Below are 19,245 nucleotides of genomic sequence, written 5' to 3' on the forward strand. Positions count from 1 at the left end.
CAAGCAACTCTTGCCATTACTGCGGGGAGAGACTCATTCCACACACCGAAGGTAGTGATGGCAAACGCAGCGTCAATGCGCGAAGAAGCGGAATCGATTGCCGTGAAGGCCCTGGGCTTCGTCGCCTCCGATCCGGAGCTGTTGCCGCGCTTTCTGGCGATCACCGGCATCGAGGCCCATTCGATCCGCAAGGCTGCCGGCGAACCGGGATTCCTGGCTGGCGTTCTGCAGTTCATTCTCGCCCACGAGCCGACGCTGATGCGCTTTGCCGAGGAAACCGGCACGCCACCGGCAGCTGTCGGCAAGGCCTTGCGGGCGCTGCCGACGGGCGACGACAACCATGAGCATTCCATATGAGCGATGATCCCGAAACCGCGCGCCAGATCGAGGAGCTGGCGGCCGACGACCGGCCGCTTCTGGTGCTCGACGTCGACGACGTCGTGCTCGAATTCATCCGCCCCTTCCCGCATTTCCTCAAGGCGCGCGGCTTCGGCCTGACACTGGCTTCCTTCCGGCTGACCGGCAACATTGCCGAGACGGCGAGTGGCCGGCTGGTCGAGCAAGCGGAAGTCACCGCGCTACTCGATGAGTTCTTCCACACCCAGGCCGACTGGCAGAGCATCACCGACGGCGCCGCGGATGCGCTGGCAGGGTTGGGTGACCGCGCCGAGATCGTCATGCTGACGGCGATGCCGCACAAGCATCGCGCCACCCGTCGCGTCCATCTCGATGCGCACGGGCTGAATTACCCGCTTCTCACCACCGAAATGGCCAAGGGGCCGGCTTTGGCAAAGCTACGCGGCAAAAACGGTCGGCCGATCGCTTTCGTCGACGACCAGCCGCCCAATCTGGTCTCGGCGCGCAACTCGGTCTCTGATGCGCATCTCTTCCATCTCATGGCCGACAATTCGCTGCGCGCATTCCTGCCGCCAGTGACGGACGACATCGTCGTCGTCCAAGACTGGCACGAAGCCGCGCCGCTGATCGCGAGCGCGCTGGGGCTTTAAAGGCTGGCGCTCAAGGGTTCAGTTTCGCTCCCGCCCCGCCGCTGTCGTTCCCGCTGTCACCGCCCCCGCCGTCACCATCATCGACGCTGTCGTCCACGGCCGGATCGGCCGGCTTGACCATGACGCCGTTGACCACGACCGAACCGTCGGCCTTGGCATTGACGACCCATTCGATGCGCCCATCGGGCAGTGTCTTGCCAAAACCCTTCGCCATGAGAGCGACGGGCACATATTGCGCCACTTCCGGTTCCGACTTTGCCGCCGTCTGCAGGCCCTCGACAATCTTGTCGAAGCCGGTGACGTCGACCGTCACGCTTGCCTCGGGCTTCTCGCCGGGGAACGTCATCTCGCCTTCAAGAGCGATCTCCACGTCCTTGTTCTTCACGCTGCTGTGGCCGATGACGACCTTCGGCGTCTTGGCCATGAAGTCGGCTTTAAGCTGGTCGCCGAAATCAGACGACAGCGGCGGATCCTGATTGAGATCAAAGGCTTCGATCGCCTTCTTCGCCATGCTGTCGAGATCGATGTTGGCGCCGCCGAAGTTCAGATCGATATCGGTGGGCAGCAGCGCCACGCTCCAGCTTGGCAGAAGCTGTTGCGGCACGCTCAGCCCGGAAGCTTTGATGGCATAAGTGATCTTGCCGTTCTGGGCGACGCCGTCGGACCCGAATGCGGTGCTGAGTTGCGTCGCGCCGAAATTGCCGACCGGGCTTTCCACCGCGAAATCCTTGAAACCGTAGGTTCCCTCGACATGCCCCCAAAGCGGCAACGCGGCGAGCAGAAGCGATTTGAGCTGCGCCTGGTTGGCCTTCAACGTCGCCTCGTCTTCATTGGCAACGGCAAATGCCAGGAGATCGAGCAGCGGCCTTGTCCGCACCCCCGTGCCGCTGGCCTCGACCGACAGTTCCGGTGATCTGACGGTGACCGGGAATTTCATCCCGCTCTCGGGATCGTCGAAATTGATCGCCTCGACGAAGTCAGACACTTTCTGCGACGTCGTGAAATCGACGCCGCCCGTCGCGGACTTGGTCGCGGCAATGGTCGCGGTGCCGGCACCGGCGCTGACATCCATGTGCTGCTTGGCATCCTTCGATGCCATCGTCATGCCGGCCATCGAGCTGGTCGCGCTGGTGAAGGCCGCAAGATTGGGATCGTAGACGCCCGAACCCTTGCCGTCCTTGATCGAAAACTGCGTGCTCTGCAGACCCTCGGGGCCGTTGAACTCGAAGGAGGCGCTCTGCGAAAAATCCATCGAGACATCCCAGGATCCATCGCTGCGCGGCTTCACGATCAAGGCATAGGGCGGAACGTCGAATTTCAGCAGCTTCCGATCAGGCAATGATCCGGCAAGCGCCTTGAAATCAAACACGATCTTGTAGGCGCCGCCTTCGACCGAGACCTTCAGAATGCCCTTATCGAGCGCCTGTTTGCCGACATAGCGCGACAGGTCTTGCGACAATTGCTTCGCACCCTGGCTATCGACGGTCTGGCCGAAAGCAGGCGCGCTCAACGCAAGAAGGAAAGCGAATGGCAGGACACGGTTCACGCGAATTCTCCGTTTGACCTAATGCATATCGCCCAAAAGGGGGTCCCGGTTTGGGATAACAACATGCATAAAAATAAAAACCTAGAGCGCATGCGCTTTAGAAGGAACGCTTCGTTCGTCTGGTATGAAATTACCGCCGCAACCGCAAGGTGCGATCAACAAAGCCATCCAAGCGGACAATCTCGATCAAAGCACCAGCCGCATCAGCGGCCGGCCCGCCTTGCGTTCCACAAGCCTTTCGAAACCGGCCTTTTCGAAGACCCGCGACGAGCCGACGAACAGGCCGATCGAACGCGAATCGCGCGACAGGTCGATCGGACAGGCCTCGACCAGCCGGGCACCGTTCCTACGGGCGAAATCGATACCGCCTTCGACCAGGCGATGCGAGACACCCCTGCCGCGCGCCCTGGTGCGGATGAAGAAGCAGGAGATCGCCCAAACGGCCGGATCCGTGGCGTCGGCAGGATCGACGGGTGCGGAACCCCTGCCCTGATTGTTCCATTCGGGCACGTCGGCGCGGGGTCCGATCTGCATCCAGCCGACTGCCTGGCCGTCCTCGAATGCCAGCACGCCCGGCGGCGGGCCAGCTTCGATGCGCGCCTTGATGTGGTCCTTGTTGCGTTCGCGGTTGCTCTCGCGGCGCAGCGCCGGCGCCATCCGGAAATGCGTGCACCAGCAGCCATAGCAGGCGCCCTGCTTGCCGAAGAGGTCCTCGAAATCCGCCCAGAGCTCGGGCGCCAACGGCGCTATGGTCGTGCTCATGCGTTCTCCCCAGGCCAGCCTTGTCGCTGGCCTTGCACTATCGTACCATTGCTTCTGTTCTCTTTATGTTCGCAGCGATGGCGGCCCCTGTCAACAATCCCGATCACGGTTTTTGCCGCGACTGCCTGACGTTTCAGCGCAGCCAGACGCGCCGCTGCGAACGCTGCGGCAGTCCCCGGCTGGCACGCCACCCTGAGCTTTACCGGCTGCATCTCGCCCATATCGACTGCGATGCCTTCTACGCGGCGATCGAAAAGCGCGACAATCCGGCGCTGAAGGACAAGCCGCTGATCATCGGCGGCGGCAAGCGCGGCGTCGTCTCCACCGCTTGCTACATCGCCCGCATCCAGGGCGTTCGCTCGGCAATGCCGATGTTCAAGGCGCTCGAAACCTGTCCCGAGGCGGTCGTCATCAGCCCGAACATGGAAAAATATGTCCGCGTCGGCCGCGAGGTGCGCGCCATGATGCAGGCGCTGACGCCGTTGGTCGAGCCGCTGTCGATCGACGAGGCGTTTCTCGACCTCGCCGGCACCGAACGGCTGCACGGCCTGCCGCCGGCAGTGGTGCTGGCGCGATTCGCGCTGGCGGTCGAGAAGGAGATCGGCATCACCGTTTCGGCCGGCCTGTCCTACTGCAAGTTCCTTGCCAAGATAGCGTCCGATTTTCGCAAGCCGCGCGGCTTCTCGGTCATCGGCGAGGCCGAGGCGGTCGGCTTTCTGGCGGCGCAGCCGGTGACCATGATCTGGGGTGTCGGCAAGGCGTTCAGCGCCACGCTGGAGCGCGACGGCATCCGCACCATCGGTCAGCTGCAGCAGATGGATCGTGGCGACCTGATGCGCCGTTACGGCACCATGGGCGACCGCCTCTACCACCTTTCGCGCGGCGAGGACGTCCGCCGCGTCGATCCCGACCAGGACGCCAAGAGCGTATCGGCCGAAACCACCTTCGACACCGACATCGCTTCGCTGGATGAGCTGGTCGCGGTGTTGAGGGGCCTTTCGGAAAAGGTCTCGGCACGGCTGAAGAAATCCCGCATTGCCGGGCGCACGGTGGTGCTCAAGTTGAAGACCCAGGATTTCAAGCTGCGCACCCGCAATCGCCAGCTCGGCGATCCGACCCGGCTCGCCGATCGCATCTTTCAGACCGGGGTGGAGCTTCTGCGCAAGGAAACGGATGGCACGAAATACCGGCTGCTCGGCATCGGCGTCAGCGACCTCTCCGACGACGACAAGGCCGACCCGCCCGACCTGGTCGACGTCCAGTCGCGCAAGCGCGCCATGGCCGAAGGCGCCATCGATGCCTTGCGCGACAAGTTCGGCCGCAAGGCGGTGGAAACCGGCTATACGTTCGGCAAGGGCCGCGACGCCCACCCGCCGGAACCGCTTGAGGACTGAGTCAGTCTTGAGGATTGCCTCAGCATAGGGTGTGTTGAGATTCAGATCAGGCCGAGCCGAGAATGGTGGGCTTCGAGAACCGGAGCGGAGCGTACTTTCAGGTACGTGAGCACCGGAAGCGCAGAAATCCGCCGTTCGTAGGCCGGCATCATCTGAATACCAGCATACCCTAGTCAGGTGCGCTGCAGATCGATTCTGCTCGTCACCACGCTCTTGCCGGTTTTCGGGTCGGTGTCGATAACCGTCAGCCGGATGCCGTTCTCGCCTCTCTTCTCGACCGTCATCCGCGCCTTTCGATCACCGTTGACCACCTTGGCCCAGCGGATGCCGAGATTGATCACGTTGCCCGAGCGGCTGCCATTCAGCTGCGCCGGACCGGTGCGAGACCCGACATAGATGCCACTGTACTTCGCGCCACTGACCTTCAAGTTGGCGCTGATGGCCCGCGTTACCAGAACGAGACCGCGGCAATTGCCATCCAGCGAGAGCGAGGTTGAAGTCGCATTCGACTTGAAGCTGCAAGTTACACCAACGTTCGGCACATCGGTGGTTAGCTGGACGGTGCCCTTGCCGGCGAAATTGCCATTGAACGACTGGAGAAACTTGGTCTCGTCGGCATGTGCCGTGCCTGCCGCAACCAGCAGACAGCCAGCAAGCGCGAATTGCGCGAATGGTTTCATGAAACCCTCCTTGTCGATGTTGGAAAGGCAACTCCGCGAAGTACGGATAAAATATCGGGACTCAACGCCCCTTGGCGTATCAGGTTCCGCCTCCAGCATGACTGTTTTGCAACATCCAGCCTTTGCAACTGGCCCAGAAAGAATACGGCGGCCAGCGATTGCGGCGAAAGCCCCGGCCTGCGACATAGCGGGCATGGCACCTACCCCTTCCATCCCCAAGGCCGCGTTCTGGATGGCGCTGTCGATTGCCTCGTTCCTGGGGATGTCGGTAGCCGGCCGCGCCACGACAGCCGAGCTCAACGTCTTCCAGGTGCTGGAACTGCGCTCGGTGATCGGCTTTTTTATCCTTTTGCCGCTGGTGATGATGAGTGGCGGCTTCGCAGCCATGCGCACGCAGCGCCCCGTCGCCCATGTCGCCCGCAACGTCATCCACTATACCGGCCAGGCGGCCTGGCTTTACGCGCTGACGCTGATCCCGCTGGCCGTGCTGATCTCGATCGAATTCACCACACCGATCTGGACGGCGATCCTGGCCGTGACTTTTCTTGGCGAAAGGCTCTCCCGGCCAAGGCTTGCGGCGATCGTGCTGGGGCTGATCGGCGTGGTGATCGTCGTGCGCCCCGGTGTCGGCGCGGTCGACCCAGGACATCTGGTCGTGCTGGGTGCGGCCGTCTGTTTCGGCATATCGCTGGTGCTGGTCAAATCGCTGACGCGCACGGACAGCGTCGTGCGCATCATCTTCTGGATGCTGATCATCCAGTCGGCACTCGGCCTTATCCCGGCGCTCTATGAGTGGCGCAACCCGCCGCTGGAGCTGTGGCCGTGGATCCTGCTGATCGCATTCACCGGCATGTCGTCGCATTTCTGCATGGCCCGCGCACTCGGCTATGCCGACGCGACCGTCATTTCACCGATGGATTTCCTGCGCGTGCCGCTGTCGGCGCTGATCGGCTGGCTGCTCTACAGCGAGCAGATCGACGCCTTCACCGCCGGCGGCGCGTTGCTGATCCTGATGGGCAATCTGCTCAATCTGCAGCGAAAGCCGGTAAAGCCGGCCGAAGTGGCGGCATCGTAGCACTGTCGGTCAGCTTCCATCGTCCGGTATGTTGAGAATATGCCCGCAGGCCTTGCAGTGCACCGCATCCGGTTCGTGCCGTTGCAGCCCGCACCGGGGACATGGAAAAAACACCCTGGCCGGCCGAAAGATCGCCTGCACCAGCCTGACGAACAGCGATATGCCGATGATCATGGTGACGATCGACGTCAGCTTGCCGGCCATGCCCGGCAGCACGATGTCGCCGAAGCCGGTCGTCGTCACCGTGGCGACGGTGAAATAAAGCGCGTCGATATAGTTTTCGAGCCCCGTCCCTGTCCGGAAGAAGAACGTGTAGACGAAGCCGGTGATGACGAACAGGAAGGTCAAAAGGTTGATGACCGCCTGGCTCGCCTCGCGCCAGGGTCGCAGGCCCCGCATCTCGAGATGTCGCCAGAGCGAACCGCTGCGCGACAGCGACCAAAGCCGCAGAATGCGCAGAAAAGCGAGATTGGCGAGCGCCGTCGGCATCAGCAGCGTCAACAGGATGAAGGCATCGACCCATGATGTCGGCCGCTTCATCAGCCGCAGCATGTCGTTGGAGGCGAGCAGCCGGGCAATCATGTCGGCGGCGACGAGTGCCGCCACCGCATAGTCGAGCCAGAGAAACGAGGAGGATTGCTGCAGGACAGGTGTGGCAACGAAGAAAGCGATGATGGCGAGGTCGATGATGACAGCCGCCAGTTGGAAACGGAAAGCCGCCGGTGTGCGCCCGTGGTAAAGCTTGCGCAGTCTGTCGCGCAGCCGCGATATCGCTGGATTTTCCTGCAATCCTTCCTTGTCAGCCGCTTTCATGACGATTGCCTAGCGTCCATAGCCAAGGCCGTCCAGTGGGCCTAGACCGCCGAGTGGCCAAGGGATGGCCGAAGCGCTCAGCCTTGCACCACCTTGCCGTCAGGCCCGACAAGGCCCCAGGCGGTGGCCGTGTCGTAGAAGAACTGCTCCTTGGCGATCCGGTCACCGCGCCATTCCTGAAGCGCCACCTCTTCCAGCCGCTGGACGACGCCCTCCTTGTCGATCTTGTCGAAGGTCCAGCGGATGGCGACGTTGTCGCCGTCGACCAGAAAAGTCTGGACCGGATGCGTGTGCATCTTCTGGATCCGGTCCAGAACCGATTGCTCGCGCGCCATCAGCGCTTCCCTGCTGCGCCGCGGGACGCCGAGATTCTCCTGCATGGTCGCATCGTCATGATAGAAGTCGGCGATCGCCTTGACATGGCTGCCTTCGACCACCTCCTTGAGGAAGGCTTCAACGCGTTCGCGGCTGGGCATGGTGGCGCATTCCTCTATCCGCTGCAGCAGCACGGCTGCGGCTCTGGTTATGGCTGGGAGGACGAACTCTTTCGAACGTGCCTACCGCATGTGGTGCAAACCAGCCCCACTTCAACCATGCCCGGCACCCTGGCCCTATCGGCCACGATGTCAGGCCCAGCGCCATCTCAGTCCGCGATGCGCTGGCCGACGTCGATGCGATTGCCGTCGGGATCCTCGAAGACGAAAGCGCGCAAGCCGTAGTCATGGTCGCGCAAGCCTTTGACGATGCGAAGGCCGTGTGCCTTGCAGACATGGTGCAAGGCGTTGACGTTTTCAACCATCATGTGCGCGACGTTGAAGCGGACCGCGCTTCAGGATCGCGAAGCCGACCGGATCGCCATTCTCGAACATCTTGGAAAAGCCGAGCACCTCGCAATAGAAGGCGGTGGCCCTTTGCATATTCCTGACAGGCAGCGTAGCGGCGATGCGGCCGAAACGGACAGAATTTGCGTCGATCATCGTAACCTCGAAGACATGGGAAACCGCGCCTGCTCCATGGACGGTGCCATGCCAGCAATTCCGGTCCCGATTATCGGTTCGATGAGACAGTGCTCACGGGATCAAAGCTATAGACGGTTTTCCTCACCTGCGAAACGGGTCCGCCTGAGCTAAACAAGTTCCACTTCGACCACGCCCGGCACCGCGCGCATCGCCGAGGCAATCTGCGGCGAAATCCGGTAGCGATTGGGCAGCTCGATCTCGATTTCCCCGTCGCCATCTTCCTTGATCAGCACGAAGCTGACCTGGCCCTCGCCTCTGACGCTCAACTGGCCAGCCAGAGTGCCGAGCGGCGCCGCGTTGCGCACGAAAATGCGGAGCGCTTTCTGGATGCGGCTTGCCTCGTCCTCCAACGACTGTACCGAGTTGATGCGCAGATTGACACCTTCCGGCCTGTCCTCAGCCGCCACGGTGATGACCACGGAGCGGCCGGCCTCCAGCAAATCGCGATACTGTGCCAGTCCTTCCGAAAACAGCACGGCTTCATACTGGCCGGACGTATCGGAAAAGGCGACGACGCCCATCTTGTTGCCGGTGCGCGTCTTGCGCTCCTGCTTGCTGGTGACGGTTCCGGCAAGCCGGCCGGCGGCGGCGCCTCGTTTTACGGCCGCCGAAAACTCGGCCCAGCTCTGCACCCGCATCTTCTGCAAGGCCGCCTTGTACTCGTCGAGCGGATGGGCGGAGAGATAGAAGCCGACGATCTGGAATTCGCGGTGCAGCCGGTCGGCGGCAAGCCACGGGTCCGTCGCCGGCAGATTGAGCGCCTGCGACTGGGCGCCGAGCGAGGCGCCGAAGATGTCGTGCTGGCCGGAGACCGCGTTCTGCTGCGCCAGTGACGCCAGCCCCATCATGCGTTCCACTCCCGCCATCATGGAAGCGCGGTCGTGGCCGAAGCAGTCGAGCGCACCGGCCATGATCAGGCTTTCGAAGACACGCTTGCCGACAATCTTGGGATCGACCCGCTCGCAGAAATCGGCGAGGTTCTTGAACGGCTTTTCGCCGCGCTGGGCAACGATATGCTCGACCGCCGCGTCGCCGACGCCCTTCAGCGCCGCCAGCGAATAGTAGATGCGGTTCTCACCGACTTCGAACGGCCGAAAACTTGATGTCACCGACGGCGCCAGAACCTCGATGCGGAGGCGCAGCGCGTCCTGGCGGAAATCGGCGAGCTTGTCGGTGTTGCCCATGTCGAGCGTCATCGACGCCGCCAGGAACTCGACCGGATAATGCGCCTTGAGATAGGCGGTCTGGTAGGAGACCACCGCGTAGGCGGCGGCATGCGACTTGTTGAAACCATAGTCGGCGAACTTGGCCAGCAGATCGAAGATGAAGTCGGCTTGCGGCTTGCCGACGCCGCGCTCGACCGCGCCCGAGACGAAGCGCTCGCGCTGCTTGTCCATCTCGGCGCGGATCTTCTTGCCCATGGCGCGGCGCAGCAGGTCGGCTTCGCCGAGCGAATAGCCGGCAAGCTCCTGCGCGATCTGCATCACCTGCTCCTGGTAAACGATGACGCCTTGCGTCTCCTTGACCAGATGGTCGATCTTGGGATGGATCGACGCCATCTCCTCCTCGCCATGCTTTCTGGCGTTGTAGGTCGGGATGTTCTCCATCGGTCCCGGCCGGTACAGCGCCACCAGCGCGATGATGTCCTCGATACAGTCGGGCCGCATGCCGATCAGCGCCTTGCGCATGCCGGCGCTTTCCACCTGGAACACGCCGACCACTTCACCGCGCGACAGCATGGCGTAGGTCTCGGGATCGTCGAGCGGGATCGTCGCCAGGTCGATCTCGATGCCGCGCCGGCGGATCAGTTTCACCGCCGTCTCCAGCACGGTCAGCGTTTTCAGGCCGAGGAAGTCGAACTTTACCAGCCCGGCCTGCTCGACATATTTCATGTTGAACTGGGTGACCGGCATGTCCGAACGCGGATCGCGGTACATCGGCACCAGCTCCGACAGCGGCCGGTCGCCGATGACGATGCCAGCGGCGTGGGTCGAGGCGTGGCGGTAGAGGCCCTCAAGCTTCTGCGCCATGTCGAGCAGCGTCTGGACGATCGGCTCCCTCTCGGCCTCTTCGGCAAAGCGCGGCTCGTTGGCGATGGCGTCGGCGAGCTTGACCGGGTTGGCCGGGTTCTGCGGCACCATCTTGGAGAGCTTGTCGACCTGGCCATAGGGCATCTGCAGCACGCGGCCGACGTCGCGCAGCACGGCGCGGGCCTGCAGCGTACCGAAGGTGATGATCTGGCCGACCTGGTCGCGGCCGTATTTCTGCTGGACGTAGCGGATCACCTCCTCGCGGCGATCCTGGCAGAAGTCGATGTCGAAGTCGGGCATCGACACGCGATCGGGGTTCAGGAAGCGCTCAAACAGCAGCGAGAAGCGCAACGGGTCGATGTCGGTGATGGTCGTCGAATAGGCGACCAGCGATCCGGCGCCCGAACCACGGCCCGGCCCGACCGGAATGCCTTGCGCCTTGGCCCATTTGATGAAGTCGGCAACGATCAGGAAATAGCCGGGAAACTTCATCTTGGTGATGATGCCGAGCTCGAAATTCAACCGCTCGCGATATTGCTCGACCGTGTAGCCTGATGTCGGGCCGTGCGCCGCCAACCGCGCGTCGAGCCCCTCATGCGCCTGGCGGGCCAGTTCGTCGGCTTCCGCCTGCACGGCGGCGTCATTGTCGGCGACGTCGCCGCCGGTGAAGCGCGGCAGGATCGGGTTGCGATTCCTTGGATAGTAGGAACATCGCAACGCGATCTCGACCGTGTTGTCGATCGCTTCGGGCAGGTCGGCGAACAGCCTGGCCATATCGGCCTGGCTGCGCAGGAAATTGTCCGGTGTCAGCCGGCGGCGATTGTCGGCGGCAACGACCGAGCCCTCGGCGATGGCGATCAGCGCGTCATGCGCGTCATAATCGTCGCGCGCCGAGAAGAACGCCTCGTTGGTGGCGACCAGCGGCAGTTCATGGGCATAAGCGAGATCGATCGAGGATTTCTCGATCACGCGATCATAGCCCGAAACCCGGTCCAGTTCGACATAGAGCCGGTCACCGAACATCGTCTTGAGGGTCAAAAGCCGCGTCTCGGCAAGATCGCGGCGATCTTCCTTGAGCGCAATGCCGATCGGGCCGCGCGGTCCGCCGCTGAGGCAGATCAGCCCGTCACAAAACACCCATCATCATTTCAGTGGTCAGGTGCACCGCCTCGCCGGGCGGTGTTTCCAGATAGACGCGGCTGACCAGCCTGACCAGGTTGGAATAGCCGGCTTCGGTCGCGGCGAGCAGGACGACCGGCCGCATATCCGGACCTTGCCGCCTGCGATCACGCTGGCCATCGCTGTTCTCGCCGGAAAAGGCGAGCGCGATCTGGCAGCCGATGATCGGCTGGATGCCGTCCTTCACCGCCTTCTGCGCGAATTCCAGCGCGCCGAACAGATTGTTGGTGTCGGTGACGGCAATGGCCGGGGCTTCGTCCTTGACGGCGTGAGCCACCACCTTGCCGATCTGCAAGGCGCCTTCCAGCAGCGAATAGGCCGAATGCACGCGCAGATGGACGAAGGGCCGTGTCGGCGCCTCCGACCGCGCGGCCGCTATCGCGGCTTCGCGCTTCAGGGGATCGCGTGGAAGTCTGTCGTCTGCCATGGTTTTTTCGCGCTGCCCGGAGGACTTGAGTCGATGGAGATGTATTGTCCGGGACAGGGCGATACCAGTCCAGCACAAACCAACGCTGACCACAGGCTTGCCGCGACTACCAAGCTAAGGTCTGTTGAGATTCAGGTCAGGCCGAGCCGAAAATGGTGGGTTCCGAGAACCGGAGCGGAGCGTACTTTTCGTACGTGAGCACCGGAAGCGCAGGAAGCCGCCATTTGCAGGCCGGCCTCACCTGAATCTCAACAGACCTTCAGGCGAATTCCATGATCACTGCATCCACCGCCAGACTGTCGCCCGGCTTGGCGTTGAGTTTCGCCACGACGAGGTCGCGGTCGGCACGCAGGACGTTTTCCATCTTCATCGCCTCGACCACGGCCAGCGTCTCGCCGGCCTTGACCTCCTGGCCTTCGACAACGGCAATCGACACGACAAGGCCAGGCATCGGGCAAAGCAGCAGTTTCGACGTGTCCGGCGCCACCTTCTCCGGCATCAGCCTTTCCAGTTCGGCGATGCGCGGCAGCATGGCGCGCGCGGTCACCGACATGCCTTTCCAGGCGATGCGAAAGCCATTGGCGACCGGCCTGACCTGGGCGGCGACCTTGCGCGTGCCGACCGTGCCGCGCCAGATCAGGTCGCCTGGCCGCCAGTCGGATGAAACGGTCAGCGCCTTGCCGCCCTCGATCGACAGATCGATTTCCATCGGGATGGAAATCATGCCTTCGAGAATGGACGCCGACAGATAGTCTTCGCCGATCTTCACCACCCAGTCGCGCTTCAGCGCTCCCGAATGCGGCGCCAGCCGCCCGCCCAGCCGGTCGAGCCGGTCGCGGCGCAGCAGTTCCACCGCGGTCGCGATCGACGCCAGCACGGCTTTCTCTTCGCTGTTCGGCACGATTGGCGCGAAGCCGTCGGGATATTCCTCGGCGATGAAACCGGTCGATATCCGCCCTTCCCGCCAGCGCGGATGCTGCATCAGGGCCGCAAGGAACGGGATGTTGTGCTCGATACCGTCGACCACGAAACCGTCGAGCGCTTCCGACATGGCGTCGATTGCCTCGAGCCGAGTCGGCGCCCAGGTGCACAGCTTGGCGAGCATCGGATCGTAGAACATCGAAATTTCGGAGCCTTCGGTGACGCCGGTGTCGTTGCGGATGACGATGTCGCCGAACTGTCCTTCCTCCGGCGGCCGGTAACGCGTCAGCCGGCCGATCGAGGGCAGGAAATTGCGGTAGGGATCCTCGGCATAGAGCCGGCTTTCCACCGCCCAGCCGTTCAGCTTGATATCGCTTTGCTTCAAAGCAAGCTTTTCACCGGCCGCAACACGGATCATCTGCTCGACCAGATCGATGCCGGTGACGAGTTCCGTTACCGGATGCTCGACCTGCAATCGTGTATTCATTTCAAGGAAATAGAAGTTTTTCTCCCTGTCGACGATGAATTCCACCGTGCCGGCGCTCTGATAGTCGACCGCTTTGGCCAGCGCCACCGACTGCTCGCCCATGGCCTTGCGCGTCCTGGCATCGAGGAACGGCGACGGCGCCTCCTCGGCGACCTTCTGGTTGCGGCGCTGGATCGAGCATTCGCGCTCGCCCAGATAGAGCGTATTGCCATGCGCGTCGGCCAGCACCTGGATCTCGATATGGCGCGGGTCGACGACGAATTTCTCGATGAAGACGCGGTCGTCGCCGAACGAGCTCTTGGCTTCCGAGCGCGCCCGGTCGAAACCGTCGCGCACTTCCGACTGGCTCCAGGCGATGCGCATGCCCTTGCCGCCGCCGCCGGCTGACGCCTTGATCATCACGGGATAGCCGATCTCGCCGGCGATCTTTTCGGCATGGTCGGCATTCTCGATGACGCCGAGCCAGCCGGGCACCGTCGAGACCTTCGCTGCATTGGCGAATTTCTTCGATTCGATCTTGTCGCCCATCGCCTTGATGGCCTTGGGTTTCGGGCCGATGAAGACGATGCCTTCCGCTTCCAGCGCCTCGCAGAAGGCCGCCCGCTCGGACAGGAACCCGTAACCGGGATGCACGGCCTGAGCACCCGTCGCCTTGCAGGCAGCGATGATCTTTTCAGGCACGAGATAGCTCTGCGCGGCAGGCGAAGGCCCTATATGCACCGCCTCGTCGGCCATCTCGACATGCACGGCATCGCGATCGGCATCGGAATAGACGGCGACCGTGGCGATGCCCATCTTGCGCGCCGTCCTGATGACACGGCAGGCAATCTCGCCGCGATTGGCAATCAGGATCTTGGTGAACATGCGGATAGCATCCCTCGGGTCGGCCGTTCCTTTTATGGCCTGTGCCAGCGCGGTCAAGCCGGCCGCAACAATTGCAACCCTTCAATCGATTTGGGATCAGAATTCTCCGCACTGGCCCAAGCCTGGAACCAGCTAGCGGTTGATCGCCAGGACAAAACCTGAAAGCTTGCGCAAAAATCGCCCCAAAAATCGCCCTTGGAGGAATCGCCCGATGAAAACCCGCGCCGCAGTCGCTGTCGCCGCCGGAAAGCCGCTGGAGATCATGGAGGTCGACCTCGACGGTCCACGCGATGGCGAGGTGCTGGTCGAGATCAAGGCGACCGGCATCTGCCATACCGACGAATTCACGCTGTCGGGTGCTGATCCCGAAGGCCTGTTTCCGGCGATCCTCGGCCATGAAGGTGCCGGCGTCGTCGTCGATGTCGGCAAGGGCGTCACCTCGGTCAAGAAGGGCGACCATGTCATCCCGCTCTATACGCCCGAATGCCGGCAGTGCCCGTCCTGCCTGTCGCGCAAGACCAATCTGTGCACCGCGATCCGCGCCACCCAGGGCCAGGGCCTGATGCCGGATGGTTCGTCGCGCTTCTCCATCGGCAAGGACAAGATCTTTCACTATATGGGCTGCTCGACCTTCTCGAACTTCACCGTGCTGCCCGAGATCGCGCTGGCCAAGGTCAATCCCGACGCCCCCTTCGACAAGATCTGCTACATCGGCTGCGGGGTGACGACCGGCATCGGTGCGGTGATCAACACCGCCAAGGTCGAGATCGGCGCCACCGCCGTGGTCTTCGGCCTCGGCGGCATCGGCCTCAATGTCATCCAGGGCCTGCGGCTTGCCGGCGCCGACATGATCATCGGCGTCGACCTCAACAACGACAAGAAGGCCTGGGGCGAAAAGTTCGGCATGACGCATTTCGTCAACCCGAAGGAGATCGACGGCGATGTCGTGCCGCATCTGGTCAACATGACCAAGCGCGGCGCCGACCAGATCGGCGGCGCCGACTACACCTTCGACTGCACCGGCAACACCAAGGTGATGCGGCAGGCGCTGGAAGCCTCGCACCGCGGCTGGGGCAAGTCCGTCGTCATCGGCGTTGCCGGCGCCGGCCAGGAGATCTCGACGCGGCCGTTCCAGCTGGTCACCGGGCGCACCTGGATGGGCACCGCCTTTGGCGGGGCGCGCGGCCGCACCGACGTGCCGAAGATCGTCGACTGGTATATGGACGGCAAGATCGAGATCGACCCGATGATCACCCACACGCTGAAGCTCGAAGACATCAACAAGGGCTTTGACCTCATGCATGAGGGCAAGTCGATCAGGAGTGTCGTGGTTTACTGAAGACGACCACAAGCCGCCGACCAACCGGCCTGCGACCTCTGTGGTTCACAACTGGGAGGAGAAAAGAATGGCGGAAAAACTGCATCCGAAAATCGACAATGGGCTGCCCAAGGAAAGCGCGAGCTTTGCCGGCGGCACGCTCGTTTGCGCCTGCACCAGCAAGCCGGTCAAGGTGAAGGTCAAGGGCCAGATCGCCCACAACCACGCCTGCGGCTGCACCAAATGCTGGAAGCCCGAGGGCGCGGTGTTCTCGGTCGTTGCCGTGGCCGGCACCGGCGATGTCACCGTCACCGAGAATGGCGACAAGCTCAAGGTGGTCGACCCCTCAGCACTGATCCAACGCCATGCCTGCACCGGCTGCGGTGTCCACATGCACGGGCCGGTCGAGCGCGACCATCCGTTCAAGGGTCTGTCCTTCATCCATCCCGAGCGCTTCGTCGAGGACGGCTGGTCGCCGCCGGGCTTCACCGCCTTCGTCTCGTCGATCATCGAATCCGGCGTCGATCCCAAGCGGATGGACGGCATCCGTGCGCGGCTGAAGACGATCGGCCTGGAGCCCTATGACTGCCTCAATCCCGGCCTGATGGACTATATCGCCACCTGGACCGCGAAGAAGTCCGGCGCCTTGCCGGCTTAGCAACGGATCGGATTATATCCATGGGGCCGGACGCAATCGCCCGGCCCCATATTTATTGGAACGCCACGATGCCCGCACCGTCAATTCTAGTCGACGCCGACGCCTGCCCGGTCAAGGCCGAGGTCGAAAAGGTCGCCGAGCGCCATGGCGTCGTCGTCACCTACGTCTCCAATGGCGGCCTGCGGCCATCGCGCGATCCGATGATCCGCAACGTCGTGGTGTCCAAGGGCGCCGACGCCGCCGACGACTGGATCGTCGACAATGCGAAACCCAACGACATCGTGATCACCGCCGACATTCCGCTAGCCGCCCGCACAGTGGCGCTCGGCGCCCATGTGCTCGGGCCGACCGGGCGCCCGTTCACGCCGGAAACGATCGGCATGGCGGTGGCGATGCGTGATCTCAAGCAGCATCTGCGCGAGACCGGTGAAAGCAAGGGCTACAATGCCAGCTTCGCGCCGCAGGATCGTTCGCGGTTTCTCGGCGAACTGGACCGCATCTTGCGGCGCGCCTTGAAATCCGCCACACCGGACTAGAAACCGAGCGCCATCCAAGGTTGGAACCGCCATGGCTGCCGAAACCCCGACGAAGAAACCCATGCAGCGCCACATGCTGTTCGCGGTGTCGGCCTGCTTCGGCGCTGCGGCGCTTGTCGTGGCGTTGCTGCTGCACGCCCCGCTCGCCTATTCGATCGGCGCCAACGCGTTCTTTGCCGCTTACGTCATTCTTGTCGTCGCCCAGATGCCAAAGTTCACCGGCAAATATCTGAGCAAGAATGCGCGCGCCACCGATCAGCCTGTGCTGGTCATCTTCGCCGTCACGCTCGTGGTCGTCGGCGTTGCCGTTATCTCTTTGTTCCTGCTGATCAATCAGAAGGACAAAGGCCATCCCATGGAGCTCGCCTTCGCGCTGCTGTCGATCCCGCTCGGCTGGTTCACCATCCATGCCATGGCAGCGCTCCATTATGCCCATGTCTACTGGATGGACGGCGATGCGGTCGACGCCGAGACCAAGACAAAAATCCCGGTCGGCGGGCTGCTGTTCCCAGGCGACAAGCGGCCGGAAGGCTGGGATTTCCTCTACTTCTCGGCGGTCATCGGCATGACCGCGCAGACCGCCGACACCAACATCTCGACGACGCATATGCGTTGTGTCGTGCTTGTACACTCCATCCTGTCGTTCTTCTTCAACACGGTCATCGTCGCCGCCGCCGTCAATCTCGCCGTCACCCTGGGCGGCCCGTAATAAATCCGTGATCGGATGAAACATCGGTTTGGATCGCAACGTATCAGGAGGACAATGAACGCGCAGGCCAAGTCGCCGGGCCGGGAGACGAGACAAGATGGAATCGGTTGCCAGAAGCCAATCCACAGCGGGACCAGGCGCTCCCGCCGCGAGCGACAAAACGCTGATCTACCGGCAGTCGCGCTGGACGCGGCTGACACACTGGCTCTGGGCCATCTCGCTGTTTTTCATGCTGCTTTCCGGCCTGCAGATCTTCAACGCCCGCCCGCAGCTCTATATCGGCAAACAGTCGGGCTTCGGCTACAACAACACCGCTTTCGCCATCGGCGCCGAGAACACCGATGCCGGTCCGCGCGGTTATACCGAAATCCTTGGGCATCGCTTCAACACGACGGGCGTGCTCGGCTGGTCGGGTCCGGCCGGCAACGAAACGGCGCGCGGCTTTCCGTCCTGGGCCACCATCCCGTCCTACTATGACCTCGGCACAGCCCGCGTCATTCATTTCTTCTTTGCCTGGATACTGACCACGACCTTGATCGTCTGGTTGGTCGCCAGCCTGGTCAACGGCCACCTGCGCCGCGATCTCGCGCCGCGCCTCGACGATCTCAAGCGCCTGCCGCAGGACATCATCGACCACGCCAAGCTCAAGTTCCACCACACAGGCAAATACAACACCTTGCAGAAGATGGCCTATGGCGGCGTGCTGTTCGTGCTGCTGCCGCTGATGATCATCACCGGTCTTGCCATGTCGCCCAGCATGAACTCGGTGCTGCCGTTCCTCAACGACCTGCTCGGTGGCAGGCAGACGGCGCGCACCATCCATTTCACCGTCATGGTTCTGCTCGTCGCCTTCTTCATCGTCCATATCCTGATGATCCTGGCCGCCGGCCCGATCAACGAACTGCGCTCCATCATCACCGGCTGGTACCGCACCGATCCTCCCGCGCAGGACGACAAAACCACCGAGAGGAGTGCGTGACATGGCCAAGTTCGAGATCAGCCGCCGCAAATTCCTGACGGGTGCCAGCCTTGGCGCCTCCGGCATCATGCTGTCGGGCTGCGACGCCTTCGACAGCCAGCTGAGCATCGGCAGCGGCCTGCGCAGTTTCCTCGAAAACGCCAATGGCCTGACCTACCGGGCGCAACGCCTGCTTGCCGGACGCGACGCGTTGGCGCCGGAATTCACCGAGGCCGACATCCGCCAGCCGCAGCGGCCGAACGGCGTCACGGCGCCGGACGACGATGTCTACAAGGGTCTGCTCGCCAACAATTTCGCCGACTGGCGGCTGGAGGTTTCAGGGCTTGTCGAAAAGCCGCTGTCGCTCAGCCGCGAGCAATTGATGAACATGCCGAGCCGCACCCAGATCACCCGCCACGACTGTGTCGAAGGCTGGAGTTGCATCGCCAAATGGACCGGCACGCCGCTGTCACTGGTGCTGGACCAGGCGGTGGTCAAGCCGCAGGCGCGCTACGTCATGTTCCATTGCCTCGACACCATCGACCGCAGCCTCTCCGGCGACATCAAATATTACGGCACCATCGACCTGATCGATGCCCGTCATCCGCAGACGATCCTTGCCTATGGCCTGAACGGCAAGCCGCTGCCGGTCGAGAACGGCGCGCCGCTTCGCGTTCGTGTCGAGCGCCAGCTCGGCTACAAGATGCCGAAATATCTCTACAAGATCGAGCTGGTCAACGGCTTCGCCGATGTCGGCGGTGGTCGCGGCGGCTATTGGGAAGACAATGGCTACGACTGGTACGGCGGCATCTGAACCGCATTCTGAAAAAGATGATCGGCCCGTTGGGGGCAACGGGCCGAT

The 19,245-nt window shown here is 62.8% G+C and carries 16 protein-coding genes and 2 pseudogenes; 10 read left to right on the top strand and 8 right to left on the bottom strand.

Going from position 1 to position 19,245, the window contains the following annotated elements; all coding sequences use genetic code 11:
• Nucleotides 1–57 precede the first annotated feature (57 nt).
• Together BPNPMPFG_RS05855 and BPNPMPFG_RS05860 are read left to right on the top strand one after the other, a co-directional pair.
• Nucleotides 58–357 carry a DUF3572 domain-containing protein gene (locus tag BPNPMPFG_RS05855; protein ID WP_258593894.1) on the top strand — a complete coding sequence of 100 codons (300 nt, stop codon included), beginning with the start codon at nt 58–60 and terminating at the stop codon, nt 355–357.
• Nucleotides 354–1,007 carry a hypothetical protein gene (locus BPNPMPFG_RS05860; RefSeq protein ID WP_258593896.1) on the top strand — a complete coding sequence of 218 codons (654 nt, stop codon included), beginning with the start codon at nt 354–356 and terminating at the stop codon, nt 1,005–1,007. The genes BPNPMPFG_RS05855 and BPNPMPFG_RS05860 overlap by 4 nt, the downstream gene beginning before the upstream one ends.
• A 10-nt stretch (nt 1,008–1,017) precedes the next feature.
• Here the strand turns inward: BPNPMPFG_RS05860 and BPNPMPFG_RS05865 are convergent, their stop codons facing one another.
• Both BPNPMPFG_RS05865 and BPNPMPFG_RS05870 read right to left on the bottom strand, forming a co-directional pair.
• Nucleotides 1,018–2,553 (bottom strand): hypothetical protein, encoded by a 1,536-nt coding sequence (locus tag BPNPMPFG_RS05865; protein ID WP_258593898.1) that lies wholly within the window; start codon nt 2,551–2,553, stop codon nt 1,018–1,020.
• Nucleotides 2,554–2,739: 186 nt separating this feature from the next.
• Nucleotides 2,740–3,315 (bottom strand): GNAT family N-acetyltransferase, encoded by a 576-nt coding sequence (locus tag BPNPMPFG_RS05870; RefSeq protein WP_258593900.1) that lies wholly within the window; start codon nt 3,313–3,315, stop codon nt 2,740–2,742.
• A 65-nt stretch (nt 3,316–3,380) separates the two neighbouring features.
• On the opposite strand from BPNPMPFG_RS05870, the gene BPNPMPFG_RS05875 reads away from it, so the two are divergent.
• Nucleotides 3,381–4,709 carry a DNA polymerase IV gene (locus tag BPNPMPFG_RS05875; protein WP_258593902.1) on the top strand — a complete coding sequence of 443 codons (1,329 nt, stop codon included), beginning with the start codon at nt 3,381–3,383 and terminating at the stop codon, nt 4,707–4,709.
• Nucleotides 4,710–4,882: 173 nt separating this feature from the next.
• Here BPNPMPFG_RS05875 and BPNPMPFG_RS05880 read toward each other — a convergent pair whose 3' ends face one another.
• Nucleotides 4,883–5,389, bottom strand: a complete 507-nt coding sequence (locus BPNPMPFG_RS05880) for a hypothetical protein (RefSeq protein ID WP_258597071.1) — start codon at nt 5,387–5,389, stop codon at nt 4,883–4,885.
• A 193-nt stretch (nt 5,390–5,582) separates the two neighbouring features.
• Here BPNPMPFG_RS05880 and BPNPMPFG_RS05885 point away from each other — a divergent pair, with 193 nt between their 5' ends.
• Nucleotides 5,583–6,464, top strand: coding sequence for a DMT family transporter (locus BPNPMPFG_RS05885; RefSeq protein ID WP_258593904.1), 882 nt, complete (start codon nt 5,583–5,585; stop codon nt 6,462–6,464).
• A 9-nt stretch (nt 6,465–6,473) separates the two neighbouring features.
• Here the strand turns inward: BPNPMPFG_RS05885 and BPNPMPFG_RS05890 are convergent, their stop codons facing one another.
• From BPNPMPFG_RS05890 to BPNPMPFG_RS05910, 5 genes and pseudogenes are all read right to left on the bottom strand, one after another.
• Nucleotides 6,474–7,277 (bottom strand): potassium channel family protein, encoded by an 804-nt coding sequence (locus tag BPNPMPFG_RS05890; RefSeq protein WP_258593906.1) that lies wholly within the window; start codon nt 7,275–7,277, stop codon nt 6,474–6,476.
• Between the two features lie 77 nt (nt 7,278–7,354).
• On the bottom strand, nt 7,355–7,753 hold the full coding sequence (locus BPNPMPFG_RS05895; RefSeq protein WP_258593907.1) for a nuclear transport factor 2 family protein: 399 nt from the start codon (nt 7,751–7,753) through the stop codon (nt 7,355–7,357).
• Between the two features lie 167 nt (nt 7,754–7,920).
• A pseudogene (locus BPNPMPFG_RS05900) lies at nt 7,921–8,254 on the bottom strand (VOC family protein).
• A 149-nt stretch (nt 8,255–8,403) separates the two neighbouring features.
• Nucleotides 8,404–11,932 (bottom strand): annotated as a pseudogene (dnaE, locus tag BPNPMPFG_RS05905) (DNA polymerase III subunit alpha).
• A 259-nt stretch (nt 11,933–12,191) separates the two neighbouring features.
• On the bottom strand, nt 12,192–14,204 hold the full coding sequence (locus tag BPNPMPFG_RS05910; protein WP_258593908.1) for an acetyl-CoA carboxylase biotin carboxylase subunit: 2,013 nt from the start codon (nt 14,202–14,204) through the stop codon (nt 12,192–12,194).
• Between the two features lie 211 nt (nt 14,205–14,415).
• On the opposite strand from BPNPMPFG_RS05910, the gene BPNPMPFG_RS05915 reads away from it, so the two are divergent.
• The 6 genes from BPNPMPFG_RS05915 to BPNPMPFG_RS05940 all read left to right on the top strand — a co-directional run bounded on the left by BPNPMPFG_RS05915 (nt 14,416) and on the right by BPNPMPFG_RS05940 (nt 19,197).
• Nucleotides 14,416–15,543 carry an S-(hydroxymethyl)glutathione dehydrogenase/class III alcohol dehydrogenase gene (locus BPNPMPFG_RS05915; protein WP_258593910.1) on the top strand — a complete coding sequence of 376 codons (1,128 nt, stop codon included), beginning with the start codon at nt 14,416–14,418 and terminating at the stop codon, nt 15,541–15,543.
• A 67-nt stretch (nt 15,544–15,610) separates the two neighbouring features.
• The gene (gene gfa / locus BPNPMPFG_RS05920) at nt 15,611–16,180 is read left to right on the top strand and encodes an S-(hydroxymethyl)glutathione synthase (RefSeq protein ID WP_183460057.1); all 570 of its coding nucleotides are present in this window, start codon (nt 15,611–15,613) and stop codon (nt 16,178–16,180) included.
• 68 nt (nt 16,181–16,248) lie between these two features.
• A complete protein-coding gene (locus BPNPMPFG_RS05925) occupies nt 16,249–16,716 on the top strand; it encodes a YaiI/YqxD family protein (RefSeq protein WP_258593913.1) in 468 nt (155 codons plus the stop codon).
• Between the two features lie 31 nt (nt 16,717–16,747).
• A complete protein-coding gene (locus BPNPMPFG_RS05930; protein ID WP_258593914.1) occupies nt 16,748–17,425 on the top strand; it encodes a DUF1345 domain-containing protein in 678 nt (225 codons plus the stop codon).
• A 97-nt stretch (nt 17,426–17,522) separates the two neighbouring features.
• The gene (locus BPNPMPFG_RS05935) at nt 17,523–18,404 is read left to right on the top strand and encodes a cytochrome b/b6 domain-containing protein (RefSeq protein ID WP_258593916.1); all 882 of its coding nucleotides are present in this window, start codon (nt 17,523–17,525) and stop codon (nt 18,402–18,404) included.
• A 1-nt stretch (nt 18,405) separates the two neighbouring features.
• On the top strand, nt 18,406–19,197 hold the full coding sequence (locus BPNPMPFG_RS05940; protein ID WP_258593917.1) for a molybdopterin-binding protein: 792 nt from the start codon (nt 18,406–18,408) through the stop codon (nt 19,195–19,197).
• Nucleotides 19,198–19,245: the final 48 nt, after the last annotated feature.

The sequence above is a fragment of the Mesorhizobium sp. AR07 genome, assembly GCF_024746815.1.
Taxonomy (GTDB): Bacteria; Pseudomonadota; Alphaproteobacteria; order Rhizobiales; family Rhizobiaceae; genus Mesorhizobium.

What these genes read in the sequence shown, in the direction of transcription:
- BPNPMPFG_RS05855 (WP_258593894.1), top strand. Translation starts at nt 58, where the DNA reads ATGGCAAACGCAGCGTCAATGCGCGAAGAAGCGGAATCGATTGCCGTG.
- BPNPMPFG_RS05860 (WP_258593896.1), top strand. Translation starts at nt 354, where the DNA reads ATGAGCGATGATCCCGAAACCGCGCGCCAGATCGAGGAGCTGGCGGCC.
- BPNPMPFG_RS05870 (WP_258593900.1), bottom strand. Translation starts at nt 3,315, where the DNA reads ATGAGCACGACCATAGCGCCGTTGGCGCCCGAGCTCTGGGCGGATTTC.
- BPNPMPFG_RS05875 (WP_258593902.1), top strand. Translation starts at nt 3,381, where the DNA reads ATGTTCGCAGCGATGGCGGCCCCTGTCAACAATCCCGATCACGGTTTT.
- BPNPMPFG_RS05880 (WP_258597071.1), bottom strand. Translation starts at nt 5,389, where the DNA reads ATGAAACCATTCGCGCAATTCGCGCTTGCTGGCTGTCTGCTGGTTGCG.
- BPNPMPFG_RS05885 (WP_258593904.1), top strand. Translation starts at nt 5,583, where the DNA reads ATGGCACCTACCCCTTCCATCCCCAAGGCCGCGTTCTGGATGGCGCTG.
- BPNPMPFG_RS05890 (WP_258593906.1), bottom strand. Translation starts at nt 7,277, where the DNA reads ATGAAAGCGGCTGACAAGGAAGGATTGCAGGAAAATCCAGCGATATCG.
- BPNPMPFG_RS05895 (WP_258593907.1), bottom strand. Translation starts at nt 7,753, where the DNA reads ATGCCCAGCCGCGAACGCGTTGAAGCCTTCCTCAAGGAGGTGGTCGAA.
- BPNPMPFG_RS05910 (WP_258593908.1), bottom strand. Translation starts at nt 14,204, where the DNA reads ATGTTCACCAAGATCCTGATTGCCAATCGCGGCGAGATTGCCTGCCGT.
- BPNPMPFG_RS05915 (WP_258593910.1), top strand. Translation starts at nt 14,416, where the DNA reads ATGAAAACCCGCGCCGCAGTCGCTGTCGCCGCCGGAAAGCCGCTGGAG.
- gfa (WP_183460057.1), top strand. Translation starts at nt 15,611, where the DNA reads ATGGCGGAAAAACTGCATCCGAAAATCGACAATGGGCTGCCCAAGGAA.
- BPNPMPFG_RS05925 (WP_258593913.1), top strand. Translation starts at nt 16,249, where the DNA reads ATGCCCGCACCGTCAATTCTAGTCGACGCCGACGCCTGCCCGGTCAAG.
- BPNPMPFG_RS05930 (WP_258593914.1), top strand. Translation starts at nt 16,748, where the DNA reads ATGGCTGCCGAAACCCCGACGAAGAAACCCATGCAGCGCCACATGCTG.
- BPNPMPFG_RS05935 (WP_258593916.1), top strand. Translation starts at nt 17,523, where the DNA reads ATGGAATCGGTTGCCAGAAGCCAATCCACAGCGGGACCAGGCGCTCCC.
- BPNPMPFG_RS05940 (WP_258593917.1), top strand. Translation starts at nt 18,406, where the DNA reads ATGGCCAAGTTCGAGATCAGCCGCCGCAAATTCCTGACGGGTGCCAGC.